This is a genomic window from Nostoc sp. (assembly GCF_036917095.1).
Lineage (GTDB): Bacteria > Cyanobacteriota > Cyanobacteriia > Cyanobacteriales > Nostocaceae > Nostoc.
Map to the genome: position 1 here is coordinate 177,288 of NZ_JBALFH010000021.1, position 18,277 is coordinate 195,564.

The following is an 18,277-nucleotide window of genomic DNA, read 5'->3' on the forward strand; positions in this document are numbered from 1 at the left end:
GAAATACATTGTCAAATGGATCAGTTTTATTGAGATATTAACCCAGAAATTTTTGTGCTTAACAACACTTAAGCTTTACATAAATTTTATATAATATTTATTTGGGTTCGGAAAATTAGCGATGCCTGCGGCGGGGTACACTTTTGCATATCCACAGAAACCGTCGAAACAATTCTCGATGAGCAAAAGTCTATCTAGACAAACGTTTTTATCTTACTCTGACCAGAGTAATAAAGCAACGGTAATTTACAAGGAATTTCCAGCCTATTAAAGACTTCTATTAATTGCAATTGTCATATTTATCAAGAGCGAAAAGCTTGGATAAAATTTGAGTTTACGTCATTAGTACTTGCGCCATATTGGTATGGACATCTTACTACATTAGGGTTTGTAGATTAATAAATCCCCATTTCCAAGGAAGAACAAGTGTAGCCGCTTCGGTATTTAATATAGTTAGTTATTAAATAGCTGTTGTACCCAGGTTTAAGAGCGTATTTATAAAGTCAATATTAAGCAGGGCGGATTACGGCTGCATAAGAACTTGAGGGTTTGAGAAAGCCTAATTTAGCCGTAACGCACTATATTTCCAGGTGCCTCTAGCAGTGCTTTAACGCACCCGATAATTTAAGGTTTACTTTATAAAAGGTCTCTAACTGATGCGATAACCTCTATTGAAACATTTTTTTACTTGCAAACTTTCTTAGGTAAGATAATATTACAGTAAATTTCCTATCTAGACTAATTGTCTATATAGTTTGCTCCAAAAAGAATTGCATAGCAATGACTCCAATAATAAAATATCAACCAAGACTCGGAGTTGAAGTCCTGCGGGGTTGTAATCTTAGCAACCTCACAAATCTAGAGTCTCGTGAATTAAAGGAATCACTTTGGAAACACGGCGTTGTGGTAGTTAGACAGCAACACATCACTGCAAAGCAGTTGAAAGAATTTTCTAGCAAAACCTTTGGTGACTTAATGTTTGGCTATTCCAAAACCAAAACATTAGATCCCGATATTAGCCCAGACCTGCAAAGCCAGGGTGTGAGTGTCTTGGGTAATCCCAAGGGACTTACTGAAACACCAGTAGGAAAGTTTGCTTGGGAATGGCATCATGATAAAGATGGCGTCCCCCGCACAGAGGGACTGGATATGAATGCACTATATGTTGTCATGCTTTATGGTGTGGAAGTGCCTCCGGAAGGTGTAAATGGGCAGCCCCATACCACTGAGTTCCTTGACATGATAGAGGCTTATAATAATTTGGATCGTCAACATCAGCAGCAGTTAGAGCAGATGTCGATGTATCACTCACCACCAATGTTTTCTAAGAGTAGCAATGTAGAGACTGATGTACCGAGGAAAGTGCATTCGATTGTGTCTACTCACAAAGTCACTGGTAAAAAGGGATTATATCTAGGTTCGGACACTGCGATCGCAGTTGGTATGGAAGATAGACCAGAGGAAGCAAAACGTTTCTGGCAGGATTTGTTTGCGACTGTTCTAGACTGCACGCCAGTCTACTCCCATATTTGGCAGCCAGGAGATATTATTTTTTGGGACAACTCCCAGGTGATGCACAGAGGTACACCTTATGATGCAACGAAATACAAGCGAATTGCGTTGCGTTTAGGGGTTGTGGACAAGGAATAATTTGAGGCAGGGGGAGAATTTTGGAAGTTGCTAAATTATCCTGCAACTATGCAACGCGGTTTATTGAGGTGCTGTCTCTGGCGTTGGTGTCGATGTAGGAGTGGGGGTTTCTGTGGGAGTTGGGGTTGGCGTGGGTGTTTCTGTGGGTGCTGGTGTTTCTATGGGGGCTGGTGTTTCTGTGGGCGTTGGTGTTGGCAATGGGGGAGGGGTGGGATTTTCCGCTGTAATGCTGAGTTTATAATCTACTGATTTCGATCCTGTGGAAACCACGACAAACTCGTAAAATCCGTTTTCTGGTAATTTAGTTGACAAGCTACGCTCTTTAGAATCTTCTAAAAATTTGATTTTGCCAGAGGGTGAATAGACTGATAACAAAACTTGGGAATTTGCTTGTAGCTTCAAGTCTAGAGTTTGCTCTTTGGCAAGTCCAGCAATGAATACTTTACCACCACCAGGTTGGAGAGTACCACTAACTGTTTTGCTGGTAGCGCCTGGATCGAAGACAAGTTTCTGGAAAGCGCTACCGCCGAGGATAGCACTGAGTCGATCGCTAACAAAACCGTACCAAACTTGTCCAATTGGCTGCTCTCGGAAATCTTTACCACGCTGTTCGGGGAATACACTTAAGAAGGCGGCATCTCCCAAATCATACAAAGAACGACTACCAACGTTGATTTTGTTGACTTCCACTTTCCAGCGATCGCGTTCAGCAGTTGTATAACTTCCCAGTTGTCGGCGTGTATTGGAACTCAGTGGCGCTAGCTTTTCCAACAATTCTGAGGCTGTTTTATCCCATTCTGCCCGCAAACCAGCATCTTCAGGGCCATCACTGAGAGTGCGTCCTCGTAAACTGGGGTTTTTGTCCCAAAAAACTTGATTCACCAAGTTCACGTAGAAGTTAGAGTTAATACCCAATTGTTGACGGCGATCGCTTAATCTTTCTTTACGCTGCCGTTCTTCTGGTGAATATTGCGCTAAAGGATCGGTTGGCTGTTCGCTGGTTGGGGTTGGGCTGGCTGTAGGATTAGGTTTGACTTGCCCGACATCTCGGCTGCTGTTGAGTCCCCACCAAATTAACCCGATTGTACCAAATGCTACCGCCGCCACTAAGAAAGTTTTTGTCGGTGTCCACCAGCTTGTGGGCTGAGGGGATGGTGGAGATTGGGAAAATGAGGGAGATGGGGGAGGTGGAGAGACGGCGACAGTGGCGGATGTGGGTTGTGGTGCTGTGGGGTATTGAGTTGGGGGAAAGTTAGCTGGGGGCGGGTTGATAGCTCGGAGTACGTCACGGGCTGATTGATAGCGATCGCTTGGTCTGGCAGATAACATTTTATCTAACACCTGTGCCAAATTTTGACTCAGGCTAACTTCCCGCCGCCATTGCCAAGTGAGATTGTAGGTATCAATTAATTCTTGGGGTTGTTTTCCTGTCAGTAAAACCAACATTGTTGCCCCTAAAGCATACAAGTCGCTGTGGGGAGATACTAACCCAGTTTGCATCTGTTCTGGGGGCGCAAATCCTATCTTACCCAATAGGGTTGGTGATGGTGAAGATGCAACTGCGCCGGGTTGATAATATTGGGAAGCTACGGTTGCTACTACTTGTTTGACACCGCCAAAATCAATTAACACTGGCAGTTTGTCAACAGTGCGAAGCATTAAGTTATCTGGAGATATATCTCGATGAATAACACCTATAGAGTGGATATATTCCAACACTGGCAAAATTTGCTGCAATAATTGGCGTACTTCCGCCTCTGTAAAGCGCAAACCCTGTTGTAGCCGCGCATTTAACAACGAGTTGTAAGTTTCCCCTTCTACATAATCTTGCACCAAAAACAGATATTCTTTCCCCCCTAAGTTCATCCGAAGCAGTTCCCGGAAGCGGGGAATTTGAGGATGTTGCAGTTTATAGAGAACACTCGCTTCTCTCTCAAACAGTTCTTCAGCTTTTTGGACAACGTAAGCGGTTTGAACTTGGGGGGAAAATTCCTTTAAGACACAAAGTTCGCGAAAACGGTTGACATCTTCAGCTAAATAAGTGCGTCCAAAGCCACCCTGGCCAATTTGACGTACAATCGCATAGCGATCGCCTAAAGTTAGTCCCGGTTGGATACCATAACTCATGGGCGTATCCAACAACTTTTCGCCACACTGGAGACAAAAGCGGCTACCTGGGGAATTTTCATGTCCTTGAGAACAATATATTTTAGTCATTTGTTATTTGTCATTTGTCATTTGTTATTTGTTATTAGTGACTCTTCCCCAGTCCCCAATCCTTTTAATTGCCAGATTGTACTTTACTGACTCGATCGGCTGCGATCGCATACCAAATTTGACCGTAAGTCTGTTGATTGAGTTTCCCACGCTCCTGATCGGGAAACAACCGATCGAATTTTTCATTTGTATCTTTGGTCAGTTGGTCAATTGTATAGTTCCCAAACTGCCCCGAACGCGCTTGCCGTCTCCATTTTTCGTAATCTTGTGCAGTATATTTACCCAATTTACGACGAGCTGCTGTACTGAGGTCAGCCTGTTCTAGTTTATTCAATAAATCGTTAGCGATACCAGACCATTCATCTCGTAAACCAGCATCTTCAGGTTTAGATGTGAGGCTACGTCCCTTTAATTCTGGTTTTTTTGTATAAAATAAATTATCTACAAAAGGAATAAAAAATCCTTCAGTAATTTCTAGTTGTTGGCGACGATTAATAATTTCCTGGATGTCGCTATTTTTTCCTTTATCGCTTACTGGTTTACCGATTGGATTTGGAAATTGGGGAATTTGCGGTAATGAAATTGACGGAATGGCGATCGAAGTTACACTCCGAATGACAGCATTTACCACCGCCAAAGTACCTGCACCAGTTAAGACAATTAAAGCTGTTCCCCCTAGACTCATCACAAAAGGACGAATCCAAACAGGCCAAGAGATCGGTTTCGCTATAGCTTGCGTTTTGTTCTGGAATCTACTCATAACAGCACTGGCGCGTTGTCTTCCCGGAGCAACTACCATCGTCTTAATTTTGGTGGTAATATAATTCCCCGTGGATTTAGTTGCAGTTGGCGATGGTAAATCTTTGAGGATTTGCTCGGCTCGTTGATAGCGATCGCTCGGTTTATAAGCCAGCATCTTTTTTAACACCGCTTCCAGTTTGGGACTAACTCGGATTTCCTTTCCCCATCCCCAAATTCCCTGATAGCTGTCGTATAATTTTTGTGGTTCTTTGCCAGTGAGCAACACCAGAGATGTCACCGCTAAAGAGTATAAATCACTACTAAAAAATGCTTTTCCCTGCCGTAGCTGTTCTTCTGGAGCGTAACCCTTTTTACCTAGCAAAGTGTTATTTTCAGCCAACTTAGTGCGCCAAAAACCTTGAGAAGCTGGCAATTGTTTGACACCGCCAAAATCAATTAGCACTGGTAGATTATCAGAACGCCGCCAAATCAAATTATCGGGAGAGAGATCGCGGTGAACCACATCTCGTGAGTGGATGTAGGATAATACGGGTAAAATCTGTTGCAGTAAGGTGATTACTTCCTCTTCACTAAAGGTTTTTCCTTCACTCTCACGCTGTTCTAATAATTGGTAGTAATTATCACCATCCACATAATCTTGCACTAGAAAGAAAAAATCTTTAGTGCCTATCTTCACTTGTAGCGAGGCGTGAAAACGCGGAATTTGTGGATGCTGGAGTGTTTTCAGAACATTTGCTTCTCGTTCAAATAACTCTTTAGCTTTTTGTAAATCTTGCTTTTCTTCTACTTGGGGTGCAAATTCCTTCAGCACACACGTTTGATGAGATTTATTTCTATCCTCCGCCAAATAGGTGCGTCCAAAGCCGCCCTGCCCTAAATGACGGATAATTTGATAGCGATTATCCACAACCTGTCCCACAGCAAGAGGTAATGGCTCACCACAAAGGGTACAAAAGCGGTTACTACCATTATTTGTGTGTTGTTTACTGCAATAGAGCTGCATGGTGCTGAAGGATAAGTGAAGGTTTTATTGAATGATTACAACGCGCATACTCTTATTTTCGGATATTTTAGGAAATGTTAGGGGCTGGGTATTCCTATATTAAATCCGTGTTGCTAAGAATCACTGGGGTTTTGGGGGTATTTAGATAACAGCTAAAATACTGGCAGCAAGTAACGGTGTTGGTTCTACTTCAGGATAAACAACAAGCGTCATGAACCCGAAATCAAGACAGCAGCAAGTAATTAAAGCATTTGAAGATTTTTTGTCTACCCCCCTAGAAACGATACTGCAACGGCATCTCAACACTCAAACTTCGGCAGCTTTGAGTTTATTTCACGATGTAGCGGCTAATGTACCTGCCTACAAGGCTTTTTTAGCAGAAAGGGAAATTAATCCCGCGACTATTCAAACCTTAGAGGAGTTTCAGAAACTACCAGCGATCGCTAAACAAAATTATATACTGCGTTATCCGTTAGCTGACTTGTGCCACAACGGGCAACTCCAAGAGTGTGACATGATAGCTGCATCCTCTGGTTCCAGTGGTAAACCGACATTTTGGCCTCGTTTTTTCACAGATGAACTCCAAATCGCCACACGCTTTGAACAGATTTTTCACGATAGTTTCTATGCAGATACCAGACGTACCCTAGCAGTGATTTGTTTCACTTTGGGCACTTGGGTAGGTGGAATGTTTACTACTAATTGCTGTCGTTATCTTGCTAGCAAAGGTTATCCCATCACTGTAATTACTCCTGGTAACAACAAAGAAGAAATCTTGCGAGTTGTGCAGGAATTAGGTTCAGCATTTGAACAAGTTGTGTTATTGGGATACCCACCATTTTTGAAAGATGTGATTGATACTGGTATCGCTCGTGGTGTGGAGTGGCAGCAATATCAGATTAAATTAGTGATGGCGGGAGAAGTATTTAGTGAAGAATGGCGGAGTTTAGTTGGCGAAAGAGTTGGTTCGCGAAATCCTTGCTATGATTTTGCATCACTTTACGGCACTGCGGATGCGGGAGTTTTGGGTAATGAAACCCCGCTAAGTATTTGTATTCGCCGTTTTTTGGCAAGAAATCCCGATGCTGCTAGAGCTTTATTTGGGGAATCGCGTTTACCCACATTAGTACAGTACGATCCTTGCAGTCGCTTTTTTGAAGTTCAAGATGGCGGATTGCTGTTTTCGGGAGATAACGGTATTCCCTTAGTGCGTTATGACATCTTGGATACTGGCGGGATAATTAGTTATGATGCCATGCTGCAATTTTTAGCTGAATGGGGATTTAACCCACTTGAAAATCTCCGTTCTGACACTCAAGAATCACCTAGAGGTATTCATCAGCTACCTTTTGTTTATGTCTTCGGGCGTTCTAACTTTACAGTTTCTTACTTTGGCGCAAATATCTATCCAGAAAATGTGACGGTGGGATTAGAACAACCAGGAATTCAAGAATGGGTAACGGGTAAATTCGTGTTGCAGGTGAAGGAAGATGCAGATAAGAATCGATTTTTATCTGTGGTTGTGGAGTTAGGATCAGGGGTAGAGGGTAGTGAAGATCGAAGAGATGCGATCGCATCTTCTATTCTTTCACAACTGCTACGTCTAAATAGCGAGTTTGCTAATTATGTTCCTGTAGAATATCAAACACCACAGGTTACGTTAGCACCAATGGGGGATGCAGAATATTTTCCTGTTGGGGTGAAACATCGTTATACGCGTCAATAACGATGAATCAAACACAAGAAGACGCGATGAATCGCGTCTCTACAAGGGGGGATGGGGTGGTTGTTCGCAATCGCGTTCCCAATTGATTGGGTTATTGATAATATATTGTCTAATGCGATCGCGGGCGAATTCATTACGAATGATGTTGTCATGAAACCTTTCTTGCCATCCAAAACCTTCATAAATTTGATTAATTTCAAATGTACATCGTCCTTTGTACCACCTAACAATTTTAGAAAGAGAATTTTTAGACAACATCGGATTAAATAACCCAGTAACCCCACCCCGTTCCCCATCCCCCCTTTGACTTGTAGAGACGCGATTCATCGCGTCTTCTTCCTGTGTTTGTGGATTCATAGCGTCTCCTTCTCGTATTTGATTAATAATCAAAATCCCATGAATATGATTAGGCATGACGCAAAATGAATCTATCTGGCAATTAGAAAAATAATTAGGAATCTCACACCACAATTTCTGAGCAATTTCTCCAATTGGCGATCGCTGCATTTCACCCTGCACAACCTCACCAAAAAAGCATTTTTTACCGTTGGTGCAAATAGTAACGAAATATCCGGCATTACTAGCATAACTCCAAGCTGGTAAACGGGTTGAATCAATGCGATATTTACCTTTGTATTTAGGTTTGTTGTTTTCTGGTTGAGGATCGTAATGATTCATGATTACATCTTTGATTGATACAAAAATTTATGCAATTATTGCTTTGCATTGATGTAATTGCCAACCCAAAAAACTCGGAATTATTTGCGCTATGTAAATGATGGGAAGGAAGAAGACGCGATTCATCGCGTCTCTACAAGGGGCGATCGCAAAAACGATGCCTGCGGCGGGCTACGCCTACACATTCCCATTCTGTCCACAATATATGTTTTACTAGGGGCGACGCATTCTCTGGATTGCGGAAAGATCGGACGCGATTGATTTACGAGACGCTTACGAGATGCGATTAATCGCGTCTTTACAAGGGATTGCCGCTTCTACATTTCGCTTATGTTTTGGCTGGAGGAAGTATTTTTCTTTCCTACTCCTGATCTTTCACTTTCTCTTGTTGATGCCAAGCTTGATAAAAATCTGGGTAGGTCATATTTTCGGCGCAATGGTAGAGTGTCCAATAGCAATCAAAGTAGAAAGCACGATTATTTTGACAAACGGAATCTTGTAAGTAGCAACTTAACTTGGCAACTGCTAAAGAAAATAGATTATCTCTAAGGATTATTCCTAAACATGCAACAGGACTAACAAATCCAACTAAGCCATCATTGTCTATTAAATTAATGATAAAATTAAATACATTTTCATTGCCAATACCAATAGCTGTTAAAGCCGAGATAGCATGTTCTTTAATTGCATAACTTTCATAATATGTATGATTATTGATTATTAATATTAGAAGATTTATTAACTCTAGATTACCGCTTCCAATTCTCTGGACATATTTAAGAGTCTTAAACAAAAGGTAGCGATCACAATCTTCGTTGGAACGCAGCGAGCGCTTAATAACATCAATAATGGGAGCAATAGCCTCTGGATTGCCAGTAATGATTTTTTCTAATCTCAACATGGTCTCAACCTTTTGAGGATTAGCATCATCAATATTGTTGAGAGAGTAAATCAAATCTATTATTTCTTCTCTACTACTATGATTCTCTTCTTCAAGTATCTCAGAGGACACCTCAATAGGTCGTGAATCCAAAAATACACGCCGTCTTATAGCTTCAACTTGTTCATTAAATTGAAGCTTATTCAACCAAAAAGGTGGAACAAAGTAATCATCGCTATTATTAATTAATTCCTTCACCACTTCGCAAGCTTCAAAGTTATCAGGAGAAAAATCTAATAAAGTTAATGCGACTTGTCCAAGAATTATTTCATCGAATTTATTACCATTTTTATCAGTAAGTTGTCTGCGAATTTCTTGCCAATCAACACCCTGAGATTTTTCCTTCGCAGTCTTGGGAACTTTAGCAGAGTTGTTTTTTTGAGCTTCTCGGCATTTATCCCATTTCCCACCTTGCTTAAACAACCAATTCAGGTTTTCTTTTTTATCGATGCTGGGAAACTTGAGCGCAAAAAGCCAAATTTTTGAGTTTGTTTTAGTTTTGGCATTGGTTTGTCCGCGTTTATCCTGAAGAATTTTCAAGCTTATCAGACAGTTGAGCGCATTCCTAATTGCTTCAGCCTCTAAGCTGTCGTTATACTTCTTCGTCAGTTCTGCCAGTCCTTCTAATGTAGAATGCGTTACCCATAACTCAGTACCCGCTTGCCAATCGGCTTTACAGTCTTTTGATTCTTCCGAATTTTCCACAAATGACAGTAAAGCGTGCAGCAATATTTCTGCTTGTTTTCTACCAGCATCGTAGCTAAGATTCCGCCCCTTCCGCTCCATGTCAGTACCGTCATCGAAAAGAAAAAAAATTTTCCAAAAAGTTCTGTGCTTTCCCAAGCCAGACATCTTTCCCAAGCACCCTATGTAGATTCTAAACGGCTTTTAATCAACGCTTGGGAAATTTACTTGTCAATTAATCCCAACCTTAACCTCGATTTGGAATTGAGGTGAGGTAAATAAATGAAAACTCAGCGCAAGCAAAGCCAAAGCACACGTCAAAAGCTTTATCGCCAAATCATTACAGTGTTGTTATTAATACAAACAATATTAATTGGTGTAAATGCCAAAAACCGCATTCAGCAAGGAGACTCACAAATCGAGGTTTTAATATGGATCGTTAAAGAGTCGATCTCACTTGTGAAACAAGCTAGCAGTTTGCAAGAAAAACAGAAAAAGAGCCTGTTACCAAAACATCGCCGTTCTGAGGAGCAATAGTATCATAAGCCCCTTTTTGCTTGCAAAGAGGGGCTGTGGCTATATTGGTTGTTACAGGAATCCGGTTTAATTGCATGAAAAAATCTAATACCAATTTAATTAATGATTGCAATACATCCTTGGTTTAAGACGCGATTCATCGCGTCTCTACAATATGGTCTATTTGTGATACGTTTCTCGATTGCGTGCAATTCGGTTCGCATCAGGTTTTTTGATCAAAATTAACGCTTTGTAGAGACGGCGATTTATCGCGTCTCTCTTGTTCGTCCACAACACGAGCTTATTTGCTCAGAACACGAGCTTATTCGTTCAGAACACGAGCTTATTCGTTCAGAACACAAGCCTATTCGTTCAGAACACGAGCTTATTCGTCCAGAACACAAGCCTATTCGTTCAGAACACAAGCTTATTCGTTTAGAACACAAGTTTGTTGTCGTGTAATTACTGAGCTAGTAATCAAATATTATTACAAAAAACACCTTATTTTGCAAGTTTTACTGAACCACTATACTGTCCCATTGAGACACTCTAGAAAGATAAAGTTTAGTAAAAAGTCTGCATTGATGCCACGCCAAAAAAGAAACTCTACCGTGCTAGAAAAAACCGAACAGAGAGTAATCGGATTCAAATCGATTGATTCCAAGCTCGACTTTGGTGATTCCATCAGCTTAAACCATTTAACCGAGTTAACCGGGCAACTCCGCAACCAGATTGACCAGTATAATATGATGCTAACTGCCATTGACTCAGCAAAGGAACAAATAGAAACCCTTGAAAAGACCATTCGGGAAACTTCAGAGCGCCTAGTCAGTGGTGTAGCATTGAAGTATGGCAAAGACAGCCGGGAATACGAGATGATAGGCGGAGTACGCAAAAGCGATGCCTGCGGCGGGCTACGCCTACGCATTCGCAAAGCCACCATCACCCGGTTAAGATCCACCGCAGACTCGAAAGCAGCTTCTACACAGACGGCGTAATGAGCAACAAGTAGGCATCATTCACCGTGATTGATGCCCATTGCTTTGCAGACAATTCAGTGTTAAATCAGCTTTAAACCACAGGGAACATCAAGATTCCTAACACTCCCAAGTTAAAGTGTCACTAGTAAGAATACTATTAAAAGTAGGCATTCCATTAGTAGAAACTACCCTGGAAAAATAGTGGGAGGTTGGAGTAATGAATGAGCAGCATCGGTACTTGCAAATCGCCCTTGTTGTTGTTGGAATTGCTTTTCTCCTGATCTATCCGTTGATGAATATCTGGCCATCGGGCTGGTCATGGCAACCAGGTCAACACGAATACGAACAGATGATCGTCGGCATTTATGGGACGCTCGGTGTATTTTTACTACGGGCTTCTCGAAAACCAGAAGCGCATCTCAGTTTAATCTGGTTCACCGTCTGGTCGAGTTTTGTTCACGCACTGATCATGGCTGTACAGGCAGTGATTGACCCTGCGGAACATGGACACCTCGTTGGCGACATTCCAGCATTGATCTTGGTGGCAATTGTCCTTGGTTTTCTAGTGTCACGAGAAGTAGTGTCAGTGCATGAATGAGTGCGGTATAACAAATGATTTAAATTTTCTCCCTTTCCAATGTAAGAAAGGGTTTTATTCCTCAATCAACTCAAAATCAACTCGCTCATAAATATCACGCAAGGCAATTTGAAAATCGATAGAATCTAAGACTAAAACTGCCTCTTCACTTTCATACTCTTTAAAAATCCATTGACCTTCTGCTTGCTTTGCAAATTGTTCCACAGCAAAACTATACTGGTCAATCATAATATATTCTTGAAAACCAGGAATTGAACGATAATATTTAAACTTATCTGTTTTGTCATAATTTTTAGTTGAATTTGATAAGACTTCAACAATTAATAAGGGATTAGTGATAATTGTTTTACCTGTTCCCTCATAAATAGGCTTACCTTTGATGACCATAACATCAGGATAAGTATTAATGCGATAACGAGGTATTGATAATTTCACATCGCCTATGTAAATCTCATAATCTTGTCCCTGCACAGTCAGGGGAAACTTGCGACAAAAATTAAGTGCAATTTTGTTGTGATTAGTTGTTCCCCCTGTCATGGGTATAATTTCTCCGTCTCTGTATTCATTTTTATATTCAGCTTTTTCTTCTAATTCCAAATATTCTTCTGGGGTGTAGTAACGCTTTTCTGTTTGTAAAACCATATTAATTAACTCATAAAATGAGGGAATGGGTATGTTATCAATAGCGTAACGTACCCTAAAGATAGGTAAAATAAATATTTTTGTTATACAAATACGGTTGCAGACAATGTAACAATAGCGATCGCAAGCAAATACTTTTAGCCATACCCACCAGTGAACGCCCCTACCAATATCTCTGCACAAACTCAGAATCGCAAAGCCGATCACATTCGGATCTGTTTAGAGGAAGATGTTCAATCTCATCAAATCACCAATGGACTGGAACGTTATCGCTTTACCCATTGTTGCTTACCAGAACTAAACCACAACGATATTGATATCAGTACAACTTTTCTGGGGAAACACCTTGGCGCACCCTTGTTAATTTCTTCCATGACTGGCGGAACAGAACAGGCCGCAATCATTAACCAACGTCTGGCCGAAGTCGCGCAACGCTACAAAATTGCGATGGGTGTTGGTTCCCAGCGGGTAGCAGTGGAAAAACCCCAGGTAGCTGATACTTTTGCTGTCCGCAAGTATGCCCCCGATGTTCTGCTATTTGCGAACTTGGGTGCTGTGCAACTTAACTATAAGTACGGCTTAGATGAATGTTTGCGCGTAGTTGATATCCTAGAGGCTGATGCCCTGATTTTACACATTAATCCCCTACAAGAGTGCATTCAAACTAAAGGTGATACTAACTTTAGGGGTTTACTTGACAAGATATCTAAATTATGCAATAAACTGCCAGTACCAGTAATTGCGAAGGAAGTAGGTAACGGCATTTCAGCAGCGATCGCACAGAAACTAATCGCCGCTGGGGTAGCAGCAATTGATGTGGCTGGTGCGGGAGGTACTTCTTGGGCAAAAGTTGAAAGCGAACGGGCAGAAAATCCTTTGCAAAGCCGCTTAGGGAGGACGTTTGCCGATTGGGGTTTACCGACAGCAGAGTGTATTACAACTATTAGAGCAATCGCAAAAGATGTGCCTTTAATTGCTTCGGGAGGGTTGCGTCATGGATTGGATGCCGCAACCGCGATCGCCTTGGGAGCAGATATAGCTGGTTTAGCAATGCCTTTCCTGCAAGCAGCAGCAACATCAGAGACAGCAGTTGCAGAATTGGCTGAAGTATTAATCGCCGAAATCACCACAGTCTTATTTTGCACTGGCAACGCTACCTTGTATCAGTTAAAGCACTCTGGCAGTTTACAGCGCATAGAATAAGTAAATAGGTCATTAGTCATTTGTCCTTTGTCCTTTGTCATTTGTAAATGCCCAATTCCCAATTCCCAATTCCTAATAACTAATGCGTAATTTTATCAAACAAACTTTTGCTAGTTTAGTTGGCACCTTACTAGGACTAATTATTTTCGGTGGTCTGGGAACCACTGGATTATTCTTGCTAATATTGGCTGCTACCTCCTCTAAAGATACTGGGCCAAATGTGAAAGATAAGTCAGTGTTGGTTTTTGACTTGTCGATGAAAATTAATGATAGCGAACCTAGTTCAGACGAAGTACTTCAAAACACATTATCCGGTGTGGATGACGAAAGGATGGCACTCCGCAAAGTTGTGGAAACCTTAGAAAAAGCGCGGCGCGATCCGCGAATTGTCGGGATCTACCTGGATGGAACAAAGACAAGCCAAGGTAGTAGCGTCGGCTATGCCTCCCTTAAAGAAATTCGGAAAGCGCTGGAGGAATTTCGCGCTGCTGGGAAAAAGATTGTGGCCTATGGCAGTGATTGGAGTGAAAAGGAATATTACGTTAGTTCAGTAGCAGATTCCGTTGTACTTAATCCTCTGGGAATGATGGAAGTCAATGGTTTGAGTTCACAACCGATGTTCTTAGCGGGTGCATTGCAGAAATACGGTATTGGCGTTCAAGTTGTGCGGGTAGGTAAATTCAAAGGAGCTGTTGAACCGTTTATCCTCACAAAGTTGAGTCCAGAAAACCGCGAACAAACTCAAAAATTGTTGGATGATGTTTGGAGAGAGTGGCGCACTGCTGTGGGCGCAAGTCGGAAAATTGAACCTAACCAGTTGCAGGCGATCGCAGATAATCAGGCTCTACTAGAAGCCACACAAGCCAAAACCAACGGTTTAGTCGATCGAGTAGCATACCCCGATGAAGTAGTAACTGACCTCAAAAAGTTGACAGATAGCGATAAAGACGACAAAACATTCCGACAAATTAGCTTGAATAGCTACGCAGAAGTTTCTGGCAAATCTTTGGGTGTAGAACGTAACTCCAAAAATGAAATTGCCGTTGTTTATGCTGAGGGCGAAATTGTCGATGGTAAAGGAGAAGATGGGCAAGTAGGAGGCGATCGCTTTGCGAAAATCTTCAACAGACTGCGACAAGATAAAGATGTCAAGGCTATTGTATTACGGATTAATAGTCCTGGTGGTAGCGCAACCGCAGCCGAAGTCATGCAGCGAGAAGTGAAATTAACTCGTGAGGCGAAACCAGTTGTAGTGTCTATGGGTGATGTCGCCGCCTCTGGGGGTTATTGGATTGCCAGCGACTCGAACCGCATTTTTGCCGAACCAAATACTATTACAGGCTCAATAGGTGTATTTGGGTTGCTGTTCAATGGTGAAAAGCTGGCTAACGATCATGGCATCACCTGGGATTCGGTAAAAACCGGGCGCTATGCTGATAGTCAAACAGTTTCGCGTCCGAAATCGCCTCAAGAGTTAGCGCTTTATCAACGCAGCGTTAACCGAATTTATGATATGTTTCTGAATAAAGTTTCTCAAGGTCGGAAACTCCCAGAACAAAAAGTAGCAGAAATTGCCCAAGGAAGAGTTTGGTCTGGTGTGGCGGCCAAAGAAATTGGTTTGGTGGATGAAATTGGCGGTTTGGATACTGCGATCGCATATGCTGCCAAGCAGGCGAACCTAGGAGAAGACTGGGAAGTGCAAGAATATCCTCGCACTAACAGCTTCGGAGAACGCTTTTTTGGGCGTGCAACCGAACAGGCGCGAAATGCTTTAGGAATTGAAGCGGCGCAATTAAAACCATCCAATCCCCTCACCGCTGAATTCCAGAAACTGCAAGAGGAAGTAGAGACTCTGCAAAAGATGAACGATCCACAGGGGGTTTACGCCCGTTTACCTTTCAACTTGAAGATTGAGTAAGTGAGCGTAAATAATTCAAGGTTTTTAGTAAACGGCTCTATCTCTTAAAATACAATCAAATGCCCTTGCGATCGCCAGGGCATTTTCATTAATCTTCTCGACTTACTACTAAGGAAACATCTAAGCTGAACCACAGCAACCGAAAATCAATTGAAGTGCGATTTCTTCTTTACCTGATGCTTAAGGATGCTCTGCTTTGCTAGAGACAATGCTATAACCAGTGTTTCGGATACGTCCTTTCTTCCGCTAAATTATTGAAGATTACAGCGCATAGCACTAGAATCATCGATCCCTCAAAGGCGGGTGTTAACAGAAATTGCCAGTCCGGTTTCGTCATCATGACGACTAGTGCGACAGCACCCGAAGGTGGGTGTACAGTTCCGGTAAGCTGCATGATTCCGATCGCACTAGAAACAGCCATTCCCATTGCCAAGGGAGAAGCACCGAAAAAATGCAGAATTATCAGACTCACGATCGCAGCTAAAAGATTACCCCCAATGACATTGCGAGGTTGAGCCAAAGGACTGTCAGGCACACCAAAGATCAAAACACTTGTAGCACCAAAAGGAGCCATCAGCAAAGGAGAATTAGTTTTTGCAGCAAGGTAAGACGTTGCAGTGATGGCTAAAAAACTACCGATCCAACTCCAAAAAACATGCCGATGATGAGGTCTGTCTATTGGACAGGTTAGCGGACAGGATCGCCATCTGCCAAAGGTTTTAAACCAATAATTTTGTAATTTCAACCGAACTTTTTTACCGTCGATCATGAATGAACCACTCGATAATCATGACTCCCTGAATTGACTGAGCAAGGTTTTGCTAAAGTTACAATAACATGACATTTATCAAAAAATCTCTAAAAAGTATTCAAATATACAGATTTTTTTATTTTATTGAAATTAAAGCTAAACAGGTCAATTTAAGTTGCATAAAAGTCAATACAGTTCAGATAAGATCGAAACACTTGTAGAGACGGCGATTTATCGCGTCTTAAAAACCCACGATTTTGTACTTTAAGAGTTTCCAAACAACCTCTTAGGGGATTGAGGATGGGGTTCTTGTACCTTACTCAACCGAGAATCGCTGTAATACTTATTTTATGCTTACTTAATTTTAAGTTATTTTTACATTATATTTATACAATACTGCCTTTTAAGTAGCTAAACTTTATACTTGAGAATATATTCTATCTCTTCACTATTGCTTAGAAAAACATGATATCCAGCTTCACGATTACTTAAACTAGATGTCGTTAGTTATACCATTGTATTAGCAGCTTAAAAGATTGATATTAGAGAAGTAGTTTAAAAATATAGCTTGTCTGTCTAATACATGAATAAAAAATGGGCTGCTAAACGACTTACAATCAATCTCACATCAAGTGAGGCACAGAAGCTTGAACAATACTGTTCAATCACGGGGAGACCGGCAACCGATGTGATTCGGGAGTTAATTCGCTCTCTTTCTGCTCAAGAGGAAAAAGTCTCACAAACCTAGTAAATCATGCTGAATCAAAAACAAAACCATGATGAGCACATCTCAATTTGTGAAGAAAATATAATTTTTCGCACTTATCAGTTACTTTCCTGCGATCGCGCACTATAGCAACCGAACACAATCCAGAGTGATTCTGCTTCTGCTTATTTAGCCCTACCCAATATGGATGGCTTTGAGCTAATAGTTCATCTACAAGCGAATCCGCATCGTTCTGTTTTCATCGTCTTTAGTGCCTAGCGTATTCGAGGAAAATCATCGGCGGAGTTTAGCGGCAGGGGCAACAGCATTCCTGCCCAAACCCCCTAAATTGATAACCTAATCAATAGAGTGCGATCGCTGTTGAGATGGATGTATGCCGAATCTTCATATCAAAAGTCCCAAAATTGGGGGTTTTCATGCTTATTCTGCGCCCCCTGCAACGCCAGCTCGCCAAAGCGATGGGATATTTTTTTAGTTAGAAGTCCCTAATTCAATAATGGCTTTGCCAAATCTACCCTTTAGATTCTCCTTTGCAATACAGCGATCGTCTCTTCGACAGCTAACAATCTAATGAGATGCGATCGCTTGTTCTCAATTGCGGCGGAAATTCCTTTTACGTTGTTTATGTCTTGCAACTTCTTTGCGCTTGTGTTTTTCCAAAGGCGTTTCAAAGTGACGATTCTTTCTCATGTCTGGGAAAATACCTGCTTTGGAAACTTCTCTCTTAAATCGACGCAAGGCCGACTCAATTCCTTCATTTTCACCCACAAATACTTGGGTCATTTTCATCTCCTACTTAATTGGTACTGGGCAATTTAAAGTCATCCAGTAGATCGAAGCGCAAAAAGGGCAGATAATGATTCTGCCCTTAAGACGTTAAAACTTAATTTTTGATTTTAAAGCTTAGTAGCGTCCTCGGTTGTATCCACCACCGCCGCCACCGCGACGATCGCCACCACCGCCAAAGGAACCACTTCTGTCTTCCTTGGGTTTAGCCTTGTTGACTTTAAGGTCGCGTCCCATCCACTCAGCACCATCAAGAGCTTCAATGGCAGCTGTTTCTTCAGCTTCTGTACCCATCTCTACGAAAGCAAAGCCACGTGGACGGCCTGTTTCACGGTCAGTAGGCAACTGAACGCGTTTTACAGAACCATGTTCAGCAAATACGGAAGTGAGGTCTTCTTGTGTGACCTCGTAGGATAGATTACCTACATAAATTGACATGCGTTATCTCCAAAATCATAGGTGTGTAGAGATTTAGATTTCGGAGACAAGCTTGTTA

At 41.8% G+C, this 18,277-nt stretch carries 17 protein-coding genes; 9 read left to right on the forward strand and 8 right to left on the reverse strand.

Going from position 1 to position 18,277, the window contains the following annotated elements:
- Positions 1 to 780: 780 nt before the first annotated feature.
- Positions 781 to 1,650, forward strand: coding sequence for a TauD/TfdA dioxygenase family protein (locus V7L01_RS10375; RefSeq protein WP_335034397.1), 870 nt, complete (start codon positions 781 to 783; stop codon positions 1,648 to 1,650).
- A gap of 60 nt (positions 1,651 to 1,710) precedes the next feature.
- Here the strand turns inward: V7L01_RS10375 and V7L01_RS10380 are convergent, their stop codons facing one another.
- Together V7L01_RS10380 and V7L01_RS10385 are read right to left on the reverse strand one after the other, a co-directional pair.
- Positions 1,711 to 3,867, reverse strand: coding sequence for a serine/threonine-protein kinase (locus V7L01_RS10380; protein ID WP_335034399.1), 2,157 nt, complete (start codon positions 3,865 to 3,867; stop codon positions 1,711 to 1,713).
- 64 nt (positions 3,868 to 3,931) lie between these two features.
- Positions 3,932 to 5,632, reverse strand: a complete 1,701-nt coding sequence (locus V7L01_RS10385; protein WP_335034401.1) for a serine/threonine-protein kinase — start codon at positions 5,630 to 5,632, stop codon at positions 3,932 to 3,934.
- Positions 5,633 to 5,843: 211 nt separating this feature from the next.
- On the opposite strand from V7L01_RS10385, the gene V7L01_RS10390 reads away from it, so the two are divergent.
- The gene (locus V7L01_RS10390; RefSeq protein ID WP_335034403.1) at positions 5,844 to 7,358 is read left to right on the forward strand and encodes a phenylacetate--CoA ligase family protein; all 1,515 of its coding nucleotides are present in this window, start codon (positions 5,844 to 5,846) and stop codon (positions 7,356 to 7,358) included.
- Between the two features lie 39 nt (positions 7,359 to 7,397).
- On the opposite strand, the gene V7L01_RS10395 is transcribed toward V7L01_RS10390, so the two are convergent.
- Positions 7,398 to 8,036: a transposase gene (locus tag V7L01_RS10395; RefSeq protein WP_335034405.1), complete on the reverse strand. Its 639-nt coding sequence runs from the start codon at positions 8,034 to 8,036 to the stop codon at positions 7,398 to 7,400.
- Positions 8,037 to 8,093: 57 nt separating this feature from the next.
- Between V7L01_RS10395 and V7L01_RS10400 the strand changes: the two genes are divergently transcribed.
- A complete protein-coding gene (locus V7L01_RS10400) occupies positions 8,094 to 8,297 on the forward strand; it encodes a hypothetical protein (RefSeq protein WP_335034407.1) in 204 nt (67 codons plus the stop codon).
- Between the two features lie 100 nt (positions 8,298 to 8,397).
- Here the strand turns inward: V7L01_RS10400 and V7L01_RS10405 are convergent, their stop codons facing one another.
- The gene (locus V7L01_RS10405; protein ID WP_335034409.1) at positions 8,398 to 9,828 is read right to left on the reverse strand and encodes a hypothetical protein; all 1,431 of its coding nucleotides are present in this window, start codon (positions 9,826 to 9,828) and stop codon (positions 8,398 to 8,400) included.
- A 114-nt stretch (positions 9,829 to 9,942) separates the two neighbouring features.
- On the opposite strand from V7L01_RS10405, the gene V7L01_RS10410 reads away from it, so the two are divergent.
- From V7L01_RS10410 to V7L01_RS10420, 3 genes are all read left to right on the forward strand, one after another.
- Positions 9,943 to 10,197, forward strand: coding sequence for a hypothetical protein (locus V7L01_RS10410; RefSeq protein WP_335034410.1), 255 nt, complete (start codon positions 9,943 to 9,945; stop codon positions 10,195 to 10,197).
- A gap of 563 nt (positions 10,198 to 10,760) precedes the next feature.
- On the forward strand, positions 10,761 to 11,174 hold the full coding sequence (locus V7L01_RS10415) for a hypothetical protein (protein WP_335034412.1): 414 nt from the start codon (positions 10,761 to 10,763) through the stop codon (positions 11,172 to 11,174).
- 199 nt (positions 11,175 to 11,373) lie between these two features.
- Positions 11,374 to 11,754, forward strand: coding sequence for a DUF6632 domain-containing protein (locus V7L01_RS10420; protein WP_335034414.1), 381 nt, complete (start codon positions 11,374 to 11,376; stop codon positions 11,752 to 11,754).
- A 54-nt stretch (positions 11,755 to 11,808) separates the two neighbouring features.
- On the opposite strand, the gene V7L01_RS10425 is transcribed toward V7L01_RS10420, so the two are convergent.
- A complete protein-coding gene (locus V7L01_RS10425) occupies positions 11,809 to 12,396 on the reverse strand; it encodes a Uma2 family endonuclease (protein ID WP_335034416.1) in 588 nt (195 codons plus the stop codon).
- 153 nt (positions 12,397 to 12,549) lie between these two features.
- Here V7L01_RS10425 and fni point away from each other — a divergent pair, with 153 nt between their 5' ends.
- Both fni and sppA read left to right on the forward strand, forming a co-directional pair.
- Positions 12,550 to 13,599, forward strand: a complete 1,050-nt coding sequence (gene fni, locus V7L01_RS10430; protein ID WP_335034418.1) for a type 2 isopentenyl-diphosphate Delta-isomerase — start codon at positions 12,550 to 12,552, stop codon at positions 13,597 to 13,599.
- 82 nt (positions 13,600 to 13,681) lie between these two features.
- Complete coding sequence (sppA, locus tag V7L01_RS10435; RefSeq protein WP_335034420.1) at positions 13,682 to 15,517, forward strand: signal peptide peptidase SppA; 1,836 nt, start codon at positions 13,682 to 13,684, stop codon at positions 15,515 to 15,517.
- Positions 15,518 to 15,728: 211 nt separating this feature from the next.
- Here the strand turns inward: sppA and V7L01_RS10440 are convergent, their stop codons facing one another.
- Positions 15,729 to 16,286 (reverse strand): HPP family protein, encoded by a 558-nt coding sequence (locus V7L01_RS10440; protein ID WP_335034422.1) that lies wholly within the window; start codon positions 16,284 to 16,286, stop codon positions 15,729 to 15,731.
- A 565-nt stretch (positions 16,287 to 16,851) separates the two neighbouring features.
- Between V7L01_RS10440 and V7L01_RS10445 the strand changes: the two genes are divergently transcribed.
- Complete coding sequence (locus V7L01_RS10445) at positions 16,852 to 17,016, forward strand: CopG family transcriptional regulator (protein ID WP_335034424.1); 165 nt, start codon at positions 16,852 to 16,854, stop codon at positions 17,014 to 17,016.
- Positions 17,017 to 17,586: 570 nt separating this feature from the next.
- Here V7L01_RS10445 and rpsU read toward each other — a convergent pair.
- Complete coding sequence (gene rpsU / locus V7L01_RS10450; RefSeq protein WP_069073774.1) at positions 17,587 to 17,778, reverse strand: 30S ribosomal protein S21; 192 nt, start codon at positions 17,776 to 17,778, stop codon at positions 17,587 to 17,589.
- Between the two features lie 120 nt (positions 17,779 to 17,898).
- Positions 17,899 to 18,219 (reverse strand): RNA recognition motif domain-containing protein, encoded by a 321-nt coding sequence (locus V7L01_RS10455; RefSeq protein ID WP_109007425.1) that lies wholly within the window; start codon positions 18,217 to 18,219, stop codon positions 17,899 to 17,901.
- Positions 18,220 to 18,277: the final 58 nt, after the last annotated feature.